General features: G+C 66.8%; 19 protein-coding genes. 7 read left to right on the forward strand and 12 right to left on the reverse strand.

Going from position 1 to position 20326, the window contains the following annotated elements:
- Positions 1-208: 208 nt before the first annotated feature.
- Entirely contained in the window at positions 209-3259 is a 3051-nt protein-coding gene (gene uvrA, locus AC1DYK_RS29755; RefSeq protein ID WP_478169585.1) for an excinuclease ABC subunit UvrA, read from the reverse strand.
- A 186-nt stretch (positions 3260-3445) separates the two neighbouring features.
- On the opposite strand from uvrA, the gene ssb reads away from it, so the two are divergent.
- Positions 3446-3967 (forward strand): single-stranded DNA-binding protein, encoded by a 522-nt coding sequence (gene ssb / locus AC1DYK_RS29760; protein ID WP_478169586.1) that lies wholly within the window; start codon positions 3446-3448, stop codon positions 3965-3967.
- Between the two features lie 137 nt (positions 3968-4104).
- Here ssb and AC1DYK_RS29765 read toward each other — a convergent pair whose 3' ends face one another.
- The 7 genes from AC1DYK_RS29765 to AC1DYK_RS29795 form a co-directional block, all read right to left on the reverse strand.
- Positions 4105-5283 carry a Gfo/Idh/MocA family protein gene (locus AC1DYK_RS29765; RefSeq protein ID WP_478169587.1) on the reverse strand — a complete coding sequence of 393 codons (1179 nt, stop codon included), beginning with the start codon at positions 5281-5283 and terminating at the stop codon, positions 4105-4107.
- The gene (locus tag AC1DYK_RS29770; protein WP_478169588.1) at positions 5280-6218 is read right to left on the reverse strand and encodes a PDR/VanB family oxidoreductase; all 939 of its coding nucleotides are present in this window, start codon (positions 6216-6218) and stop codon (positions 5280-5282) included. The genes AC1DYK_RS29765 and AC1DYK_RS29770 overlap by 4 nt, the downstream gene beginning before the upstream one ends.
- Before the next feature lie 42 nt (positions 6219-6260).
- Positions 6261-7235 carry a Bug family tripartite tricarboxylate transporter substrate binding protein gene (locus AC1DYK_RS29775; RefSeq protein ID WP_478169589.1) on the reverse strand — a complete coding sequence of 325 codons (975 nt, stop codon included), beginning with the start codon at positions 7233-7235 and terminating at the stop codon, positions 6261-6263.
- 23 nt (positions 7236-7258) lie between these two features.
- The gene (locus AC1DYK_RS29780; RefSeq protein WP_442282924.1) at positions 7259-8248 is read right to left on the reverse strand and encodes a substrate-binding domain-containing protein; all 990 of its coding nucleotides are present in this window, start codon (positions 8246-8248) and stop codon (positions 7259-7261) included.
- 5 nt (positions 8249-8253) lie between these two features.
- Complete coding sequence (locus AC1DYK_RS29785) at positions 8254-9573, reverse strand: Rieske 2Fe-2S domain-containing protein (RefSeq protein WP_478169590.1); 1320 nt, start codon at positions 9571-9573, stop codon at positions 8254-8256.
- Positions 9574-9597: 24 nt separating this feature from the next.
- Entirely contained in the window at positions 9598-10059 is a 462-nt protein-coding gene (locus AC1DYK_RS29790) for a bacteriohemerythrin (RefSeq protein ID WP_478169591.1), read from the reverse strand.
- 576 nt (positions 10060-10635) lie between these two features.
- Entirely contained in the window at positions 10636-11400 is a 765-nt protein-coding gene (locus tag AC1DYK_RS29795; RefSeq protein ID WP_478169592.1) for a carbonic anhydrase family protein, read from the reverse strand.
- 231 nt (positions 11401-11631) lie between these two features.
- Here AC1DYK_RS29795 and AC1DYK_RS29800 point away from each other — a divergent pair, with 231 nt between their 5' ends.
- Genes AC1DYK_RS29800 through AC1DYK_RS29810 form a run of 3 tightly spaced genes read left to right on the forward strand, consistent with a single transcriptional unit; the run spans position 11632 to position 13739 of the window.
- Entirely contained in the window at positions 11632-13062 is a 1431-nt protein-coding gene (locus tag AC1DYK_RS29800) for a basic amino acid/polyamine antiporter (protein ID WP_478169593.1), read from the forward strand.
- A gap of 26 nt (positions 13063-13088) precedes the next feature.
- A complete protein-coding gene (locus tag AC1DYK_RS29805) occupies positions 13089-13313 on the forward strand; it encodes a LapA family protein (protein WP_478169594.1) in 225 nt (74 codons plus the stop codon).
- A gap of 48 nt (positions 13314-13361) precedes the next feature.
- Positions 13362-13739 (forward strand): SHOCT domain-containing protein, encoded by a 378-nt coding sequence (locus tag AC1DYK_RS29810; RefSeq protein ID WP_478169595.1) that lies wholly within the window; start codon positions 13362-13364, stop codon positions 13737-13739.
- Between the two features lie 10 nt (positions 13740-13749).
- Here the strand turns inward: AC1DYK_RS29810 and AC1DYK_RS29815 are convergent, their stop codons facing one another.
- A complete protein-coding gene (locus AC1DYK_RS29815; protein WP_478169596.1) occupies positions 13750-15300 on the reverse strand; it encodes a phospholipase D-like domain-containing protein in 1551 nt (516 codons plus the stop codon).
- 76 nt (positions 15301-15376) lie between these two features.
- On the opposite strand from AC1DYK_RS29815, the gene AC1DYK_RS29820 reads away from it, so the two are divergent.
- Entirely contained in the window at positions 15377-16372 is a 996-nt protein-coding gene (locus AC1DYK_RS29820) for an LLM class flavin-dependent oxidoreductase (protein ID WP_478169597.1), read from the forward strand.
- A gap of 50 nt (positions 16373-16422) precedes the next feature.
- On the forward strand, positions 16423-17532 hold the full coding sequence (gene mnmA / locus AC1DYK_RS29825; protein WP_478169598.1) for a tRNA 2-thiouridine(34) synthase MnmA: 1110 nt from the start codon (positions 16423-16425) through the stop codon (positions 17530-17532).
- Here mnmA and AC1DYK_RS29830 read toward each other — a convergent pair.
- From AC1DYK_RS29830 to AC1DYK_RS29840, 3 genes are read right to left on the reverse strand one after another with little or no spacing between them, the layout of a single operon-like run.
- Positions 17529-17993, reverse strand: coding sequence for an NUDIX hydrolase (locus AC1DYK_RS29830; protein ID WP_478090136.1), 465 nt, complete (start codon positions 17991-17993; stop codon positions 17529-17531). The two genes, mnmA and AC1DYK_RS29830, sit on opposite strands and share 4 nt — an antisense overlap.
- Before the next feature lie 2 nt (positions 17994-17995).
- Positions 17996-19000, reverse strand: a complete 1005-nt coding sequence (locus AC1DYK_RS29835; protein WP_478169599.1) for a PAS domain-containing protein — start codon at positions 18998-19000, stop codon at positions 17996-17998.
- Entirely contained in the window at positions 18997-19725 is a 729-nt protein-coding gene (locus AC1DYK_RS29840; RefSeq protein ID WP_478169600.1) for a response regulator transcription factor, read from the reverse strand. The genes AC1DYK_RS29835 and AC1DYK_RS29840 overlap by 4 nt, the downstream gene beginning before the upstream one ends.
- Before the next feature lie 152 nt (positions 19726-19877).
- On the opposite strand from AC1DYK_RS29840, the gene AC1DYK_RS29845 reads away from it, so the two are divergent.
- A partial coding sequence (locus AC1DYK_RS29845) for a Rossmann-fold NAD(P)-binding domain-containing protein (RefSeq protein WP_478169601.1) occupies positions 19878-20326 on the forward strand: 449 nt, incomplete at its 3' end.

A 20326-nucleotide genomic window follows, 5' to 3' on the forward strand; every position in this document is an offset into this window, starting at 1 on the left:
GGCCCGGCAAAGCCGGTTCCACGGTGTTTCACCAACGGGCCTGGCTGCGCCGGCCAATAGCAAGCCGGCGCGGAGTTGTTCTGCGGCGGCGCGCAGCGCCCGCATGTGGGTGGGCAGTCGCGGAACCGGCTTTGCCGGGCCGCTGACTGCGCCCCCGGTAGGGGGTGGGCGCCCGGACACGAAGTGCCGGGCAACCTGGGGGCGAGCCTTAGTTCAGCAACCGCTTCAGGTAGCGTCCCGTGTGGCTGGCCTCGTTCGCCGCGATGTCTTCGGGCGTGCCCATCCCCACCACCGTGCCGCCGCCGGCGCCGCCTTCGGGCCCCATGTCGATCAGCCAGTCGGCGGTCTTGATGACGTCGAGGTTGTGCTCGATCACCACGATCGTGTTGCCGGCGTCGCGCAGCTGGTGCAGCACCTTGAGCAGCAGTTCGATGTCCGCGAAGTGCAGCCCGGTGGTCGGCTCGTCGAGGATGTAGAGCGTGCGGCCGGTGTCGCGCTTGCTGAGCTCGAGCGCGAGCTTGACTCTTTGCGCTTCACCGCCCGACAGCGTGGTCGCCGACTGCCCCAGCTTGATGTAGCTCAGGCCGACGTCGAGCAGCGTGCGCAGCTTGCGCTCGATGGTCGGCACCGCCCTCAGGAAGTCGTGCGCGGTCTCGACCGTCATGTCGAGGATCTGCGCGATGTTGCGGCCCTTGTAGAGCACCTCCAGCGTCTCGCGGTTGTAGCGCTGGCCGTGGCAGACCTCGCAGGGCACGTAGACGTCGGGCAGGAAGTGCATCTCGACCTTCACCACGCCGTCGCCCTGGCAGGCCTCGCAGCGTCCGCCGGCGACGTTGAAGCTGAAGCGGCCGGGCCCGTAGCCGCGCTCGCGCGCGGTGTTGGTCTCGGCCATCAGCTCGCGGATCGGCGTGAAGAGGCCCGTGTAGGTGGCCGGGTTGCTGCGCGGCGTGCGGCCGATCGGCGACTGGTCGACGTTGATCACCTTGTCGAAGTACTCGATGCCCTCGATGGCCTCGTGCTCGGCCGGCTCCTCATGGGCGCGGTACAGCGTGCGCGCGACCGCGCTGTAGAGCGTGTCGTTGACCAGCGTCGACTTGCCCGAGCCCGAGACGCCGGTCACGCAGGTCAGCAGGCCGACCGGGAAGGCCACGCTGACGTTCTGCAAATTGTTGCCGGTGGCGCCGATGACGCGGATCTCCTGCAGATCGCTTTGCGAGGCCAGGTGCGCCGCTTCGCGCGCCGCGCGCCGCTCGGCCGCGGGGCTGGGCGGAAAGCGCGGAGGCTTCCTGCCCCCGTGGAAGGCCGCCGTCGCCACCACCGGCAGCCACGGCGTGCGCCGCTGGGGCACTTCGATCTTCTTCGCGCCCGACAGGTACTGGCCGGTCAGCGAATCCGGGTGCGCCGCGACCTCGGCGTAGCTGCCCTGCGCCATCACGCGCCCGCCATGCACGCCGGCGCCCGGTCCCATGTCGATCACGTGGTCGGCGGCGTGGATCATGTCCTCGTCGTGCTCGACCACGATCACGCTGTTGCCGATGTCGCGCAGATGGCGCAGCGTGCCGATCAGCCGGTCGTTGTCGCGCTGGTGCAGCCCGATGCTGGGCTCGTCGAGCACGTACATCACGCCGGTGAGCCCGGAGCCGATCTGCGAGGCCAGCCGGATGCGCTGCGCCTCGCCGCCCGACAGCGTCTCGGCGCTGCGGTCCAGGCTCAGGTAGTTGAGGCCGACGTCGTTGAGGAACTTCAGCCTGAGGCCGATCTCGCGCACCACCTTGTCGGCGATCTCGGCCTTGGCGCCGCGCAGCTGCAGTTGCTGGAAATAGGCCAGGCTGTCGCGCAGCGTGGCGTGGCTGATCTCGTAGATCGCCATGCGCTTCGGCTCGGGGCCGGACTCGTCGACCAGGAACACGTTGCGCGCCTCGGGCCGCAGGCGCGAGCCTTCGCAGTCGGGGCAGGGCTGCATGTTGCGAAAGCGCGAGAGGTCTTCCCGCACCATCGTCGAGTCGGTCTCGCGGTAGCGCCGCGCCATGTTCGGGATGATGCCCTCGAAGGGGTGCTTGCGCACCAGCTTCTTGCCGGCCTGCTGGCCGCTGTCCATCACGTAGCTGAACTTGATCTCTTCCTGCGCCGAGCCCTGCAGCACGGTCTGCTGGACCGAGGCAGGCAGCTCCTCGAAAGGCTTTTCGATGTCGAACTTGTAGTGCTTGGCCACGCTCTCCAGCATGCTGAAGTAATAGCCGTTGCGCCGGTCCCAGCCTTTGACGGCGCCGCTCGCGAGGCTCAGCGACGGGAACGCGACCACCCGCGCCGGATCGAAGAACTCGCGGTGGCCGAGGCCGTCGCAGCTCGGGCAGGCGCCCACGGGCGAGTTGAAGGAGAACAGGCGCGGCTCGAGTTCGGCCAGCGAGTAGTGGCAGATCGGGCAGGCGAACTTGGCGTTGAACAGGTGCTCGCGCGGCGGGCCGGCGGCCGCTGCCGCTGCGCCCTCGGCCGCCGGCGCCTCCATCTCGAGCGCGATCGCGCGGCCATCGGCCAGCCGCAGCGCGGCCTCGAAGCTCTCGGCCAGGCGCTGCTGCATGTCGGGGCGCGCGCGCAAGCGGTCGATCACCACGTCGATGTCGTGCTTCTCGGTCTTCTTGAGCTTGGGCAGGTCGTTGTATTCGTAGGTCTGGCCGTCGACCCGGAAGCGGATGTAGCCCTGGGCCTGCATCTCGGCGAACAGCTCGAGGAACTCGCCCTTCTTCTCGCGCGCCACCGGCGCCAGGATCATGAGCCTCGGCTCGTCAGGCAGAGCGATCACCGCATCGACCATCTGGCTCACCGTCTGCGCCTGCAGCGGCAGGTGATGGTCGGGGCAGTAGGGCGTGCCGGCGCGGGCATACAGCAGGCGCAGGTAGTCGTGGATCTCGGTCACCGTGCCCACGGTGGAGCGCGGATTGTGGCTGGTCGCCTTCTGCTCGATGCTGATCGCCGGCGACAGGCCCTCGATCATGTCGACGTCGGGCTTGTCCATCAGCTGCAGGAACTGCCGCGCATAGGCCGACAGGCTTTCGACATAGCGGCGCTGGCCCTCGGCATAGAGCGTATCGAAGGCCAGGCTCGATTTTCCCGAGCCCGACAGGCCGGTGATCACCACCAGCTTGTTGCGCGGGATGTCGAGATCGACGTTCTTGAGGTTGTGCGTGCGCGCGCCGCGGATGCTGATGCGCTGCTGCGCCAGCACGGCGCCGAGGTAGGCGTCTTCGGGGGGGAGATTCACGGGGCGGTCGATTTTGGGCAACCGGACATGATAAGCGGGGCGGCGTTTCCGGGGTTGCGGCGGGATTCGTCCGAATTCCAGCCGCCTGCTTCGGATTGCCCCTCATGCCGTCCGGGCGGCGTTTCGATGCGGCACAATCCCCGGTTCTTTTCCTTCTCCTCCATCCATTCATCAGGGGCAGTGCATATGGCATCGGTCAACAAAGTCATCCTCGTCGGCAATCTGGGCCGCGATCCCGAAACCCGCACCTTTCCCAGCGGCGACCAGGTGTGCAACGTGACCCTCGCCACCACCGACAAGTGGAAGGACAAGCAGAGCGGCGAGATGCGCGAGGCCACCGAGTGGCACCGCCTGGTGTTCAACGGCCGGCTGGCCGAGATCGCCGCGCAGTACCTGCGCAAGGGCTCGCAGATCTACGTCGAAGGCCAGATCCGCACGCGCAAATACAACGACAAGGACGGTGTCGAGAAGTACGCCACCGACATCCGCGTCGACCAGATGCAGATGCTCGGCAGCCGCCAGGGCCAGGGCGGACCTTCGGGCGATGACGACGGCGGCTACTCGCAAGGCGGCGGCGGCGGCGGTGGTGGCGGCGGCTACTCGCGCCCGCCGGCGGCCGCGCCGCGTGCACCGGCGCCGGCACCTCGCCAGGCGCAGCCCAAGTCGTCGTCGGGCTTCGACGACATGGACGACGACATCCCGTTCTGAGCCGGGTTTCGGTCAAGCCAAAAGGCCGGCTCTTTTGAGGGCCGGCCTTTTTTTTACGGCCTGAACTCCTGGTTCTGTTGCCAACCCGTCGATGGTGCCGAGGCGCGGTCGGGGCGTGGATGCACAGAGACGACGTTTCAGGGCGCCAAGGCCACATCCTGGTTCGATCCGGCTGATTCGAGCAAAGCCAGGCAGACACCCAGCGTGGCGCGCGCCCATCGGCCGTCGTGCAGCGCAGGCACACCGCCCACCACAGCGTCGTACAACTCGTCAATGACCTCGAAGCGGGGCACTCGGGGGACGTCAAGCGGCCGGCGCTCCTTCTTCCGGTCATCGTAGACCCAGACGCAGTCGGGAAGCGGCCGCACGTCGCCGCGCTCGCACGACACCACGATGGGCCCGAAATGCTGGTGCCAGGCTCGCGAACCACCGGTTGGTGCGGCGACATAGCCGGCGCCCCCGTAGGTCCCCGAGGCCTTGAGGCGCGCTTCCTCGCTCGGAGAACTCACGGCGGCGAGCTTGCGTCGTGCCGCGCCGTATGCGTCGGGAGACTTGTCGATGCCCATTTCGCCAATCCATCCGCACCATTCGTCCGAGTCGAAATGGCCGTAGCCGTTGTAGCTGAGGCTGGCAAAGGCACCGCCCTCGAACCACAGCAGGGCGGAATAGGCGCCTTGCGTCGGGCGCGCCGGATCCCAGTCGCCCGTGACGGCTCGCACACGGGCCACGGGCGCGCCCGCGAGCAACCGCACCACGTCGACCTGGTGCGCAGCCTGGCTGAACACCACGCCACCGCCATCCTCGGTGCGCAGCTCCTCTGGACGGCGGGGTCGGTAGAGGAAGTCGGTGTAGTTGAGTGCATGGATCATGCGCACCCGGCCGAGTTCACCGCTCGAGACGACATCGCGCGCCCGCAAGTAGGGGGTGTCGAAACTGTGGCAGTGACCGACGATCAAGTGAACGCCCGCTGCGCGGCAGTGTTCGATCATCGAGTCGCATTCGCCCATCGTGAGCGCCATGGGCTTCTCGACCAGCACATGCTTGCCATGCCTGGCCGCAATACGCGTTTGCTCGGCATGGAACTGGTGCGGACTGGCGATATAGATCGCCTCGACCTCCGGGTTGGCCGCCAGGCCCTCGATGTCCGCGTAGGCCGGGGCGTCGAACTCCGTCGCGAACCGGGACCGCGCTTCCTCGCGCGGGTCGCAGGCGGCGACGAGTCGGACGCGGCGATCGCGCTGAAGGGTCGGCAACATGAGCGTGAAGGCACGGCCCAGTCCGGCCACACCGAGTCGGAGTTCGCGGTCCGGTGTCACAGATCGAGCACCAACTCGGCAGACCTGGCCCGCGAGACGCAGATCATGATCTGGCTTTCCATTTCCTCGGGCATCAGCACCATGTCGCGGTGGTCGGCCTCGCCACCGAGCAGCCCGGTACGGCAGGTGCCACAGGTTCCACTCTCGCAGGACGACGCAGCGTTGCACCCGTGATCGCGCAAGACGGTCAGGATCGACTTGCCGACCGGCACCTCGAACTCGCCACCCGTGCGAGCCAGCTTCACCGTGAAGGGCTCGTCGTCCGGACGGACACCCCCGCCTTCGTTGAAGCTTTCGAAATGCACATTGGCTGGTGACCAGTGGCCGGTCATGTCGCGCACAGCTTCCATCAGCGGACGCGGGCCGCAGCAGTACACGTGCGCCGTGTTCGGCTTCTCCAGGGTGGGCCAGAGATCGAAATCTCGGCCAGAATCACCCTGGGAGTGATGGATGCGCACCTGCTTCTTCAGCTCGGGTTGACCCAGTTCGTCGAGGAAGGCTGTGGCCTCGGGCGAGCGTGTCAGGTAGAGAAGTTTCCACGGCGCCGGCGCCAGTTCGCCGAACGATCGAATCATCGACAAGATGGGCGTGATGCCGATCCCTCCGGCGATGAAGAGGTAGCCCTTTGCGTTCTCCACAAGCGGGAATGCGTTCGAGGGAAGCGACGTAGGCAGCGTATCCCCTTCATGGACTTCTTCGTGCATGCAGATCGAGCCGCCTTGACCCGCGGCGTCTCTCTTGACGGTGATGACGTACCGGTTGCGCTCTGCCGGGTCGTTGCACAGCGAGTACTTGCGCATCAGGCCGTTGGGCACCTGCACCTTGACGTGCGAGCCGGGCGTGAACGGCGGCAAGTCGCTGCCATCGGCCTGCACCAACTCGAAGCTGCGGATTCCTTCAGCGACGTCGTACGCGCGAGCGACGCGCAACGGCATCTGGGTGTCGGAGTGTGTCTGAGGCGTGGTCACGGCGGGGCCCTATTCGGCTTTCAGCTGAGCGCGCGCGGCGGCATCGGTCACGCGCTGCTTCTCGCTTCGCAACGCATCTGCAAGTTGCTCGGGCGAGCTCCCCACGGGGTCGACGCCCGCGAGCCGCAACTGCTCGACGATGTCCGGCCGCTTGACGATCTTCGCGATCTCGTTGCTGACCCTGGCAATCGCATCGTTCGGCGTGCCTTTCTTTGCCAGAACCGCGACGTTGAACGCGAAGTCGAAGCCTGGAATCTTTTCAGCCAGCGCTGGCATCTGCGGGGCCAGCGGGGAGCGCGTCGGGGAGTTGGTGGCCAATAGTCGAGCCTGCCCGGACTTGACGAAGCCCATCAACGACGGTGGCGAGGCGAACACCATGTCCACCTGCTCGCCGATCATGGCCGGCACCGAATTCGCGCTGCCTTTGAATGGCACGTGCGTCATGACGATGCCGAGGCTCGCGTTCATGGCCTCGGCTGTCAGGTGGTGGATGCTGCCTGTGCCTGCGGAGCCGTAGTTGAGCCCGCCCGGCTTGGCCTTGGCCAATGCGATCAGCTCGTCGAGGTTGTTGGCCTTCACGCTCTTGTTGACGACAAGGAACAAGGGGGCTTTGCCGACCAGCGAAACCGGAACGAAGTCGGTCGATGCGTCGTAGCTCATCTTCTTGGTCAGAAGCGGCGTGATCGACAGCATCGGGCCATCGGTCACCAGCAGCGTATAGCCGTCGGCCGGTGCCTGCATCAGCGTGGCGGCAGCGACGGCGCCGCCAGCGCCCGGCTTGTTCTCGACGAAGACCGACTGCCCCAGCGCGTCTCCAAGCGGCCGGGAGAGCACACGCGCCACGGTATCGGGCAAGCCTCCCGCCGAGTAGGGAACGACCAGCTTGATCGGGCGACCGGGATAGGTCTGCGCATGCGCCATCGGTCCGATGGCGAAACAGGCGGTGCAGGCCAGGAGGGACCAGGCGATGGTTCTGCGGTTCATGGCGCTTGTCTCTTGTGCTGGTTTCAAATGCTGTAGGTCTCGTAGGTCGCCGGGTGGAAGAGTTCGCTCACCGGCACCAGCCTGGACGAAAGGCCTTGCTCGTGATGGCTTCGAACGAATGTCTCCAGCGTTCTGCTGGCCGCAGCCACGCCGTAGGACCAGAAATCCTCACCCATCGTCTCGCGTGCCGCTTGTAGCTGCTCCTCGACGAACGGCAGCGTGACCTTGGTGGCCGAAGTGTCCGAGAGCAGCTGCAGCGCCGCGGCCTTGGACTGCGTGAAGGCCTTGACGACCGCGGCGGGCAGCCAGGGGTGTTTCGCCGCCAGCTCCTTGCGGATCGCCGCCACGTGCATGATGGGAAAGACGCCGGTGCGCTTGTAGTAGTCCTTGGCCACGGCCGTTGGATCGTCGAAGAGCCATCCGATGTTCGGGTTCTCGAGCGCTGCCCGGCTGGGCGGACGCGGCGCCATGAAACCGTCGATCTCGCCCCGGTCGAGCATCTGCGAAATCGTGGCGCCTTCCGGAGCCTGTTCGATGCGAATGTCGCCAGGCAGCTGCAGCTTGATCTTTTCGGGACGCCCGGGGGTCTCGATGCCGCCGCGGACCCATGTCACATCAGCGGGATGAATGCCGTAGTCGTCCTGCAAGATCGCACGCGCCCATACGTTGGCCGTGAGCTGGTATTCAGGCAGGCCGATGCGCTTGCCCTTCAGATCCGCAGGTTCGCGAATGCGGTCCTTGCGAACATAGATAGAGGTATGGCGAAACGCCCGCGAGAGGAAAACCGGCAGCGCGATGTAGGGACATTCGCCTCTCGAGTGCTTGACGAGATAGCTGGAGAACGAGAGCTCCGTGATGTCGAAATCGACGCTACGCATTGCACGGAAGAACATTTCCTCGGGATTGAGGAGCATGTACACAGGGTCGACACCGTCGATCTGGACTCGGCCGTCATATAGAGCACGGGTGCGGTCGTAGTCGCCCATCGCGACGGAGAGTTGAAGCTTGCTCATCGAATTCACCCCTTCACGGAATAGGACGGTTCGAGTTCGGGCGTCTCCAATCCGTCCTGCCAGATGTAGCGTGCTTCGTAGCTGCGCCAGTCGGTGGTCTTGGGAACGATGGCCTGAAATGCACAGACGGTTGGCGTGGCCGCTTCGGCTCCCGTGCCGATCGCAGGCGCACCTTGCTCGAAGGCGCGTACTGCCTCGAGCATCTGCTTGCGGAACTCGACAATCGCGAGATCGCTCGCGCCCAGACGGTCATGGGTGCGGTCGGCAATGGGGCCCATGGTCAGCCACATCGCGACGTCCTGATTGGGGAAGCCGGTGATGCCTGTGAAGTTGCCCGCCTTCATGGCGTTGCGGTCCTGCCAGAACTTGTTTTCCTCGGTGCGCAGCGGACGGTAGCTTTCGTCAAGATCGATGCCTACCGTCTGGCACAGGAACTTGCGCCAGGTGGCAGTCTCCGGTGTCTGTGCAGGGTGACCCCAGGCGATGAAATAGAACGCCGTGCTCGTGTCGTCCATCGGAACGTTGATGTTGGCAACGTTGTAGAGGTTGTTGGGCGGTATCAGGGCGGTCGCGGGGGCGACGAAGACCGTCGAACGCACATAGTCATTGGCCGCGGCGTTTGTGAGGGGTCGACGCAGCGCGGCATAGCGGAAGCCGTAGCCGGTGCGCTGTACCTGCATGCGCGGCGCCTTGTCGGTGGATGGACGCAGCCAGGTCTTCTCGGTGGCCTTGGCGCTATCGACGCGCGCAGGAACCATGTCGGACGAGTGAAGACTCGAGCTGTGGGCCGAGTCGATGGCGCCTTCGAGAATCTGCGCCCAGTTGCACGGCAAGAGAACCTTGGCGATGCTCACCCGTGTGTCTGCGGTCGGGGCCCAGGCCGGCGGCTCGAAAGACGGCATGGTCTCTTTCGGGCCCATGTAGGCCCATACCATGCCGCCCCATTCCTTCACCGGGTAGGCCGTGTGCTTGACCTTCTCTGCCATGCCACTGGCTGCCGGCTCGGAAGCCATCTCGAGGACATTGCCGTCGACGTCCATCTTCCAGCCGTGGTAGAGGCAGCGCAGGCCGCCCTCCTCATTGCGGCCGTACACCAGAGATGCACGTCGATGCGGACAGCGTTCGTCCATCACACCGACGCGGCCGTCGCTGTCGCGAAACACGACCAGGTCTTCTCCGAACACGCGCGCCTTCACTGGCGTGCCATCCGGTTCCCCGACCTCCTCCTGCAGGCAGACGGGCGTCCAATGGCGGCGCATCAACTGGCCCATCGGGGCTTGGCCCTCGACACGGCAGAGCAAATCGTTTTCTTCGGGAGTCATCATGGTCGACTTCTCATAGTGGTTGAACTAGCTGGCCGATTCGGCCGTGGACTTTCGGCCCATGCGCAGCACCAACGGCTTGGCGCCGTATCGCAGCTTGCAGAGCCAATGGGACAGGGCGGAATCGAGATGCTGGACATGCGCGGGGAACCAGGACGCCAGTTCGTCGGCCAAGCGGCGGGCGACCTCGACGTCGCCATGGGCCAGGCGCCTCTTGACGCCGCTCAGACTCGAGAGCACGGCTTCATGTTCTTTGATGTGGCAATCGCGCGGAGGAAAAGCCGTGTCCAGCATCCATGCGTTCTCGGCTGCGAAATGCATCGTGGCGTGCGCCAACACCTCGTCGAGCGCAAGTGCCAGGTCTTCGTCACGCGCGCATTGCATGCGGCCGATGAACTCGGCGAGCACCTCGTGCTCCTCATCGATGCCGATGTGCCCAAGCAGCAGCGAGTCTGACCAGGCGAGTGGTGGAGAGATCGTGGAGTTCATGTGGGGGAGCAGCGGTTGCCCTCGGATTCGTGGGCGCCGTTTCGTTAGGCGCCTAAGTATTTTAGGGTGGTCGCCATTTCCTCCGCAATCCCGTCGCCTTGGTGTTTTCCCTAGTATGATTAGCCGACTAATGATTCGTCGCGTCGGCCTGGAGGTCTGTGTGGCGCGAGATTCAGCGAGGCGCGGGTTGCGTGCGCGCTACGGCTGGCCCTGTCGGGCACGGCGGCGGTGGACGGAATCGAACCGGCACTGGCGCATGGTCTTCGTCCACGATCAGATGCTCGATGGCCGAGCATTTCCGCGTCCTTGCGGTGATCGATCAGTGGCGTCGCGAGAGCGTGTCTCTGGGGGCCGACTTCCGACTCGCAGGTCGATGCGTCGGGAAGGCGCTCGACGAATATGGGCCTGGCGGCGTGGTGAGAAGCTGGGCTAAAGGCGGCCCGGAAAGCCCACGGACCGCGGGCTCAGTGAGTCGCTCAACGGTCGGTTGCGCGGTGGGGTCCGCGCGCCGGCCGCTCGACTCGGCGGGCGGCGCGTTGAACAGCGTGGAAGATTCGTGGGTCTTGCGGGCGGAGGCTAGCCCAGGAAAGTCACGACGCCGTTCGACAGGTCGTACATCGAGCCGACGATCTTGATCTGACCCTTCTTCTCGAGGTCCGAGAGGATCGGGCTGCCGCTGCGCAGCGTGTCGATCGTCAGTTGCACGTTCGAACGCGCCACCGCATCGACAAAGGCCGGATTCTTGCCGGATCGTTCACCCGTGTAGCTGGTGCTGGCGATCGCCGGCTTGATGGTGTCGAGCAAGCCGGTCAGGTTGCCGAGCTGTACGTTGTCGATGGCACCGCGGATCGCGCCGCAGCTGGTGTGGCCCATCACCAGCACGACCTTGGCGCCGGCTGCCGCGCACGCGAACTCCAGGCTGCCCATCAGGTCCTTGTTCGCGATGTTGCCCGCGATGCGCGCGTTGAAGGTGTCGCCGATCCCCATGTCGAGCAGGATCTCGGCCGGCGCGCGCGAGTCGATGCAGCTCAGGATCACCGCGGCCGGGTATTGGCCCGAGGCGCTTGCGCGCTTCTGCGCCAGGTAGTCGTGCGTCTGCACCTTGCCGGCGCGAAAGCGCTGGTTGCCTTTCTTCATCATCTCGATGACCTTGTCGGGCGTCAGCGCGTCGCGCTGGGCCTGGCTCAGCGCGGCCGCCTGCACGTCTTCGGTGCGCAGGCCGATGCCCGCCATCAGCACCGCGCCGGTGCCCGCCTTGAGCCATGCGCGCCGGCCCTTGGCCTTCGTGCCTGTCGAAGGGGCGGTGCCGTCGCCGGCGCAGCAAGCCTGGATCGATTTCATGATGTCATTCCTCGTCGTGCCGGCCGATGATGCGGCGATCGACTCCGAAAATCCAGCGCCGCGCGCAACGCTAGTGGTCGCCCTTGACAAAGAACGGTGCGCCATCGATGCTCGGCCGCGGAAAAACCATCCGTGGATGGGGCCCAGGCGTGAGAACCGACCAAAAGAATCGATGAGAACAATAAAACTGTGGGATGTGCCGGCACTTCCACCCGCCCACACGGACCCGGCATGAGCAATTCGCAAGACCAGAAGCTTTCGCGCGGCGCCCTCATCGCGCTGGTGGTCGGGTCCATGATCGGTTCGGGCATCTTCGCGCTGCCCTCGGCCTTCGGCCGCTCGACCGGCGGCTTCGGCGCGCTGATCGCGTGGGCCATCGCCGGCACCGGCATGCTGATGCTCGCACTGGTGTTCCAGACCCTGTCGCGGCGCCGGCCCGACCTCGACACCGGCATCTATGCCTATGCCAAGGCCGGCTTCGGCAACTATCTGGGCTTCGCGTCGGCCGTGGGCTACTGGATCGGCTGCTGCCTGGCCGATGTCGCCTGCCTGGTGCTGATCAAGGCGACGCTGGGCCAGTTCTTCCCGGTCTTCGGCGACGGCTCGACCGCCGTGGCGATCCTCTCCGCCTCGGTGATCCTGTGGGGCGTGCACGTCCTGGTGCTGCGCGGCGTCAAGGAGGCGGCGACCCTGAACACCATCGCCACCGTCGCCAAGATCGTGCCGATCGCCGTCTTCCTGGTGGTCGCGGTCGCCGGCTTCAAGGCCGACATCTTCGCCTGGAACTTCTGGGGCGGTGAAGAGCGCAGCCTGTCGAGCCTGGCGGGCCAGGTCCGCAACACGATGCTGGTGACCGTGTTCGTGTTCGTCGGCATCGAAGGCGCCAGCGTCTATTCGCGCCACGCGAAGAAGCGGGAGGACGTCGGCACGGCCACGGTGCTGGGCTTCCTCGGTGTGCTGTGCCTGCTCATCATGGTCACGATGTTCTCGTACGGCGTGCTGCTGCGCCCGGACTTGCAGGCGCTGCCGACGCCCGCGATGGCCGGCGTGATGGCCTCCATCGTCGGCCCCTGGGGCCTGGTCTTCATCAGCGTCGGCCTGCTGATCTCGATCCTCGGCAACTACCTGTCGTGGTCGCTGCTCGCCGCCGAGGTCCTGCATTCGGCGGCCAAGAACAACACCATGCCGAGCTTTCTCGCCCGCGAGAATGCCAACCAGGTGCCGGCCGCTGCGCTGTGGCTGACCAACATCGTGATCCAGCTCTTCCTGCTCGTGACCTGGTTCGCCGAATACGCCTTCACGCTGGCGCTGAAGATGACGAGCTCGATGACGCTCATCCCCTATCTGCTGGTCGCCGCCTACGGCCTCAAGCTCGCATGGACCGGCAAGACCTACGAGCGCGGCGGCGCGAGCCGCATCGGCGACGGGGTGCGCGGCGCGATCGCGACCGTCTATGCCGCGGGCATGCTGTATGCAGGCGGGCCGAAGTTCCTGCTGCTCTCGGCGATCCTCTATGCACCGGGTACCTTTCTCTATTTCCTCGCCCGGCGAGAACAGAAGGAGCGGATCTTCACCGGGCCCGAGATGGTTGTCTTCGGCGTGCTCGTGGCCGCTGCGCTGGGCGCGCTGTGGGCGCTGGTGTCCGGTGCGATCGCGGTGTAGTGCAGATATCAGACAAGGAGAGTCCCATGCAACGCTACCTTTACATCGCGCTGATCGTGATCCTGGCCGGCATCGTCGTGCTGTTCAAGATCCAGAACCTGGAGTCGGTGACCGTCTCGCTGTTCTCGATGAGCATCAGTCTGCCGGTCTCGGTGCTGGTGCTGCTGATCTATGTCCTGGGTATGCTCACGGGCGGCTTCGTGCTGGGACTGCTGCGATCATTGGCGCACGGCGCGACGCGGCGGCCCTGAGGGCGAATGCCTTCATACTTCAATTTCCAACAAACTAGAAAGACCTGTATGAGCAATTTTTGGGACCTGATCCAACTCCTGCTGTCGACCTTCGTCCTCATCGTCTACCTGCTCATCCTGTTCCAGATCATCGGCGATCTGTTCCGCGATTCGGAGCTGGGCGGCGGGACCAAGGTGCTGTGGATCATCGGGCTTGTCGTCATCCCGGGCCTGACGGCGATCATCTACATCATCACCCGGGGCCGCGGCATGGCGGAGCGGCAGCGCGCCAGCCTGCAGCGCGCGAAGTCCGATACCGACGCCTACATCCGCGAAGTGGCCGGCAAGTCGCCGGCCGAACACATTGCCGAAGCCAAGGCGCTGCTCGATGCCGGCACCATCAATCAGGAAGAGTTCGCGAAGCTCAAGGCCAAGGCACTGTCCTGAGCGAGCAAGCCTAGAGCAGATCCTCGGGCACTAGCGGCTGCAGCAGCAGCCGCTGCAGCGCAGTGAACGGCGAGACGCCCGGCTCTTCGTCTACTGCCTGGTCGTCGTTTTCGCTCGGAGGCACCCAGGACAGCGTCCCCTCTTGCGGGTCCAGCTGCACCCGATAAGCCTCGGTCTTCATCGCCGCCACGACGCGCAGCGCTTCTTGCGCCAGCGCGGGGCTGTCGACGGCGACGCCCAGCTCGGTGTTGCGGCGCGCCGAGCGCGGATCGAGGTTGAGCGATCCCAACAGCACGGTTTGTTGATCGATGACGGCCAGCTTGGCATGCAGGCGGCCGCGTGACGAGCCGCCGCCGAACATCGGCTTGCTGCCGGGCGAGGGGGTGGCGCTGATCTCGTACAGCTTGACACCGGCCTGCACGATCCGCGTCCGATAGCGCGCGTAGCCGAAGTAGACCAGCGCCGAATCGCTCGCGGGAAGCGAATTGGTCACGAGCGTCATGTCGACGCCCTTGTGCTCCAGGCTGCGCAGCACCTCCATGCCACGCTTGCCCGGCACCAGGTAGGGCGAGCTGACCACGAGCTCCGAGCGCGTGCCGAGCATCTGGCTCACGGCACCCGTCATCAGGCTGCTGGACTCGAGTTCTTCCGGTGGCAGCTGCCGCTTGGAGGGGCGATCCGCCACCGCGTACGCGAGGCCGGGCACCAGGGTCAGACGATTGGCCGCGAGCTGCACGCCGACGGGTTCATGGCCCAGCAGGTCCTTCGAGGGCAGCGCGAGATCGATCTGCGCCGCATTCGCCGGCAGCAGCTGCGCCAGCGCGGTCCCCGGGCCCGGCGAGCCGGCCAGCGACGCCGCGGGGAAGGACTCGTCGCTGTTCCAGTAGCGATCGAAGAGCACGCCCAGTTGCGGCACGACGAGTCCGGCAGCGATGGCATCGAGATCGATGAAGTTCGCGGTCGGGTTGCGGCCGAAGTATTCGTCGGCGATGTTGCGGCCGCCGACGATCGCCAGTGCGCCGTCGGCGATCAGCAGCTTGTTGTGCATCCGGCGATCGAGCCGGGCCAGATCGCCCAGCGAGCTCGCGAGCCGGCCGGGCAGGCTGCCGCGCGCGCAACAGAAGGGGTTGAACAGCCGGATCTCGAAGTTCGGCACGCCGGAGAGCGCCTGCAGCAGCGCTTCGGCGCTCGCGCTGTTGAAGTCGTCGAGCAGCAGCCGCACGCGCACGCCGCGCTCGGCGGCATCGCGCAGCGCGCCGAACACCGCGCGTCCGGAGGCATCGTTCTCCATGATGTAGACCTGCAGATCCAGCGTCTGCGTGGCGCGCCCGATCAGTGCCAGGCGGGCATCGAGGCCGTAGGAGCCCAGCGGCAGCAGGCGGAAGCCCGACGGGGCGCCGGCCGGGAGCTGCGTGGCGGCAAGCTGCGCGAGCGGGCTTTTCGTGCTCGACGCCTGCAGGCTGTGCGAGAGCGGCCGTTGCACGTTGGCGGGCAACGAGCCGCAAGCGCCCAGCGCCAGCGTCAGGATGATCGCCCAGAATTTGAAGAAGCGCAGTGCCATGGCCGCGAGCCTACCCGTTGTCGGGCAAATATCCCTTCGCCGCTTGAAAGCGCGCGATCCAGGCCAAGATAGCGGCATGATTCCGTTTTCGATCCTCGATCTTTCGCCCATCACCGAGGGCGGCGATGCGGCCCAGTCCTTCCGCAACTCGCTGTCGCTGGCGCAGCACGGCGAGAAGCTGGGCTACCGCCGCTACTGGCTGGCCGAGCACCATGGCATGCCGGGCATCGCGAGCGCCGCGACCGCGGTGCTGCTGGCCCACATCGGCGCCGGCACCTCGACCATCCGCATCGGCGCCGGCGGCGTGATGCTGCCCAACCATTCGCCGCTGGTGATCGCCGAGCAGTTCGGCACGCTGGAGTCGCTCTATCCGGGCCGCATCGACCTCGGCCTCGGCCGCGCGCCGGGCTCCGACCAGCGCACCGCGCAGGCGCTGCGGCGCGACCTGCAGTCCGATGCCGACCAGTTTCCGCAGGACGTGGTCGAGCTGATGGACTTCATGTCGAAGGAGCCGCGGCAGCCGGTGCGTGCGGTGCCGGGCATGGGGCTCGAGGTGCCGGTGTGGATCCTGGGCTCGAGCACCTTCGGCGCCCAGCTCGCGGCCCACCTGGGCCTGCCCTACGCCTTCGCCTCGCATTTCGCGCCGCAGCAGCTGATGCAGGCGATCCGCATCTACCGCGAGACCTTCAAGCCCTCGGCCCAGCTGGCCAAGCCCTACGTGATGCTGGGCTTCAATGTGTTCGCGGCCGACACCGACGAGGAAGCCGAGTTCCGCGCCACTTCCTGGCAGCAGGCCTTCGTGAACCTGCGCAGCGGCCGGCCGGGCCGGTTGCCGCCGCCGGTGGCGGGCTACCGGGGCAAGGTCGGTCCGGCCGAGAACGCCCTGCTCGATTCGGTGCTGTCGTGCTCGGCGGTGGGCTCTGTGGACACCGTTCGCGCCGGCATCCAGGCCTTCATCGAGCGCACCGGCGCGGACGAACTGATGATCACCTCCCAGGTGTTCGACCACCAGGCACGGCTGCGTTCCTATGAGCTGCTGGCCGGCTTGCGGCATCGGGCCGCCGCGGCCTGATTGCCCCGCTGCGGGCACCGGGTCGCCCATGCTGGGACAATCCCAGCCCTATGGACAAACAGCGCATCGTGGTGGGCCTGAGCGGCGGAGTCGATTCCGCGGTCACGGCGCACCTGCTGAAGCAGCAAGGCCACGAGGTGGTCGGCATCTTCATGAAGAACTGGGAAGACGATGACGACAGCGAGTACTGCTCGTCGAACATCGACTTCATCGACGCCGCCAGCGTGGCCGACGTGCTGGGCATCGAGATCGAGCACGTCAACTTCGCGGCCGACTACAAGGACCGCGTGTTCGCGGAGTTCCTGCGCGAGTACCAGGCCGGCCGCACGCCCAACCCCGACGTGCTGTGCAACGCCGAGATCAAGTTCAAGGCCTTTCTCGATCACGCGATGCGCCTGGGTGCCGAGAAGATCGCCACCGGGCATTACGCCCGCGTGCGCCGCAACGCGGCCAGCGGCCTGCACGAACTGCTCAAGGGGCTCGACCCGGCCAAGGACCAGAGCTACTTCCTGCACCGGCTGAACCAGCAGCAGTTGTCGAAGACGCTGTTCCCGGTCGGCGAGCTGCACAAGACCGAGGTGCGCCGGATCGCCGACGAGATCGGCCTGCCGAACGCGAAAAAGAAGGACTCGACCGGCATCTGCTTCATCGGCGAGCGGCCGTTCCGCGAGTTCCTCAACCGCTACATCTCGAAGGAGCCGGGCCCGATCCGCGACGAGCGCGGCCGCCAGATCGGCGAGCACCAGGGCCTGAGCTTCTACACGCTGGGCCAGCGCCAGGGGCTCGGCATCGGCGGCATCAAGGCCCGGGGCGCGCAGCGCGGCGCCGGCGACCATGCACCGTGGTTCGTGGCGCGCAAGGACGTGGCCAGCAACACGCTGTGGGTGGTGCAGGGGCACGACCATCCCTGGCTGCTGTCGCGGACGCTTTTGGCCGACGACGCGAGCTGGGTCGCGGGCAGCGCGCCGACCGCCGGCGCCCTGGCGGCGAAGTCGCGCTACCGCCAGGCGGATGCTCCCTGCCGGCTGGGCGAGGGCGCCAACGTCGCCTTCCGCCTCGATTTCGATGAAGCCCAGTGGGCGGTGACGCCGGGACAGTCGGCCGTGCTGTACGACGGCGAGGTGTGCCTCGGCGGCGGCGTGATCTCGAACACGCCTTAGCCGATCGAAGGATCGACCCGCACCAGTTCCAGGGGATAGCGCTTCCCGGCCAGATGGTCTTCCACGCATTGCAGCAGCAGGGGGCTGCGATGCCGCGCCGTGCTGGCGCGGATTTCATCGACCGTCATCCACAGCGTGCGCACGATGCCGTGGTCGAGCGGGCGCGCAGGCTCGAAGTCTCCCAGCGTGCCGGTGAAGGCAAAACGCAGGTAGGTGATGTCCTTGGGCTGCCGGGTGCGGGCCAGGTAGATGCCGACCACGGCGGTGGGCGTGAAGCGGTGCGCGGTTTCCTCCAGGGTTTCTCGCACGCAGCCTTCGGCGGGCGACTCGCCGGGGTCGAGATGGCCGGCCGGGGTGTTCAGCCTGAGCCCATCGGCGGTTTCTTCCTCGACAAGAAGGTAGCGGCCCTGCCGCTCGATCACGGCGGCCACCGTGACGTTGGGTTTCCAGCGTTGTGCCATGTTCAGGACTCCGTATCGGACGCCGGTGTCGCGCGCTCGGCCGCGGACGGCCTCGGCAGCACCAGCGTGACGGTGCAGCCGGCATCGGCTGCGTGGTCGACCTCCATCGTTCCGCCATGGCGCTGCGCCACGGAGCGGACCAGCCGCGACTGTAGCTGGACCGGAGCGCCGGCCCCGGGCTCGCGCAGCGAGATGCGCCACTGCTGGCCGTCCGCGGCGACGCCGCAATGCAGCGCCGAGCCCGGTGGCGCGCGTCGCAGCGCATGGTCCACCATGGCGTCCAGAGCGCGCGTGAGCAGGCCGCGGTCGGCCAGGCAGGGCGCCTCGTCGGGCACCGGCGGCAACAGGATCCGGACGCGCTTTGGGGCGGCCAGGGTCCAGGCCGCATCGATGACCAGCCGCAGCAGCGCCACCAGGTCGAGCGGCTCGATCTGCAAGGGCCGGACCTGGGCCCGCGCCAGGGCCACGAAGCGGTCGGAGCGCTCGAGGCCGGCCTGCGCCTCGCGTTCGATGCTCGGCAGCAGCGAGCCGTCCGCGAAGGCCTCGGGCCGCTGGCGCGCCAGGTCGAGCAGGGTCTGGATCGTCGCGCCCGATTCGCGCGCATCGTGCGAGAGAAAGCGCAGCGCCTCGTCGCGCTGCCGTTCGGCCTGCCGCATCGGCGTGATGTCGATCAGCACGACCAGCCAGCCGCGGTGTCCCGCGCTATCGTCGAAAAGCGGCAGACAGCGCAACAGCAGGCCGCGGCCCTCGTGGTCCTCGCCTTCGCCGACGACCGGTTGCGGGCTTCCGTGCAGCGCAGCCCGGGGCAGCATGGGCGCACCGGTGCTGCACCAGCGAAGCCCGCGCAGCAGCCGGTCCGCGTCCTGGCCCCGCAACTGCTCGCCGCTGCACTGCCAATGGCGAAGCGCCGCCGGGTTGGCGATCGTCACGCGTCCGTGCCGGTCGAGCATCAGGGCGGCATCGGGCCAATGATCCAGGCTGCGCGCCTGGTGGGCGTGCCGTTTCATTCCGACGTGTCGGCCGAGGGGTAGAGCGGCGCGAGCTGGTCGGCCTCGAGCGGCTCCAGCCGGTAGCCCAGGCCATAGATGGCGGACAGCAGGAAACCGTTCGAAGGTTGCAGCTCGAGCTTCAGCCTGAGGCGGGAGATGTGGGTGTCGAGCGAGCGCGAGGGCGTCTCGGCGCCGATGCCCCAGACCGCCTCGCGCAGATGTTCGCGCGACAGCAGGCGGCCGAGGTTCTGGAACAGGAACAGCGCCAGCTCGTACTCGCGCCGGCTGAGCTCCACCAGCCGGCCGTCGATCCGCAGGGTGCGCGTCGAGGGATGGAAGCGATAGCCGCGGAAGGCGAGCTGGCTGTCGTGCCGTGCCGGATAGGCGCGGCGCAGCAGCGCGCGCACGCGGGCCTGCAACTCGGGCACCCGGACCGGTTTGGTCATGAAGTCGTCGGCACCGGCCGCCAGTCCTTCGACCAGGTCTTTTTCCTCTCGCCGATTGGTGACGAAGAGAATGGGCAGCGAGCTGTTCAGGTCCTCGCGGATCCACCGGACCACCCTTGGTCCCTCGATGTCGGGCAGGCCCCAGTCGAGGATCAGCAGGTCGTAGGTTTCACGGTGCAGGTCGCGCAGCAGCGACTTGCCGTCGCTGTAGCCATGGCACTCGTGGCCAATGACCTCCACGGTGTGGCGAATCAGTTCGAGCTGATACGCCTCGTCATCGAGCGCAGCAATTCGCATTCCATCCCCTGTTTCTTGTTGTCATGCGAAGCCGGCATCTGTGTGCCGGTCGTCCCGCGACAGTGTACAGAGGGGCGCGCGAGGGACAAGGTGCTTGTGGCGTCTTCGGGTAAGCTCGGCGCGAATTCCAATGCTGCCCTGAGGAGAAGTCCATGCTGATAGGCGTGCCGGCCGAGACTGTGCCAGGCGAAACCCGAGTTGCCGTGACCCCGGAGACCGCGAAGAAGCTCGTGGCGCAGGGCCATGTGGTGCGTGTGCAAGCGGGCGCGGGGGTGGCTGCGAGCGTGACCGATGCGGCGTACCAGGCCGCGGGGGCCGAGATCACGGATGCGGCGGGGGCCTTCGGCGCCGAGATCGTGCTCAAGGTGCGCACGCCGGACGAGCGCGAGAGCGCGCTGATGAAGCCGGGCACGGTGGTCGTCGGCATGCTCAACCCCTTCGACGGGGCGGGGCTGCAGCGGCTGGCCGCGGCGGGCCTCACGGCCTTCGCGCTGGAGGCCGCGCCGCGCACCACGCGCGCGCAGAGCATGGACGTGCTCTCCTCGCAGGCCAACATCGCCGGCTACAAGGCCGTGATGATCGCGGCCGACCAGTACCAGCG

Source organism: Variovorax sp. P2_H12, assembly GCF_056403395.1.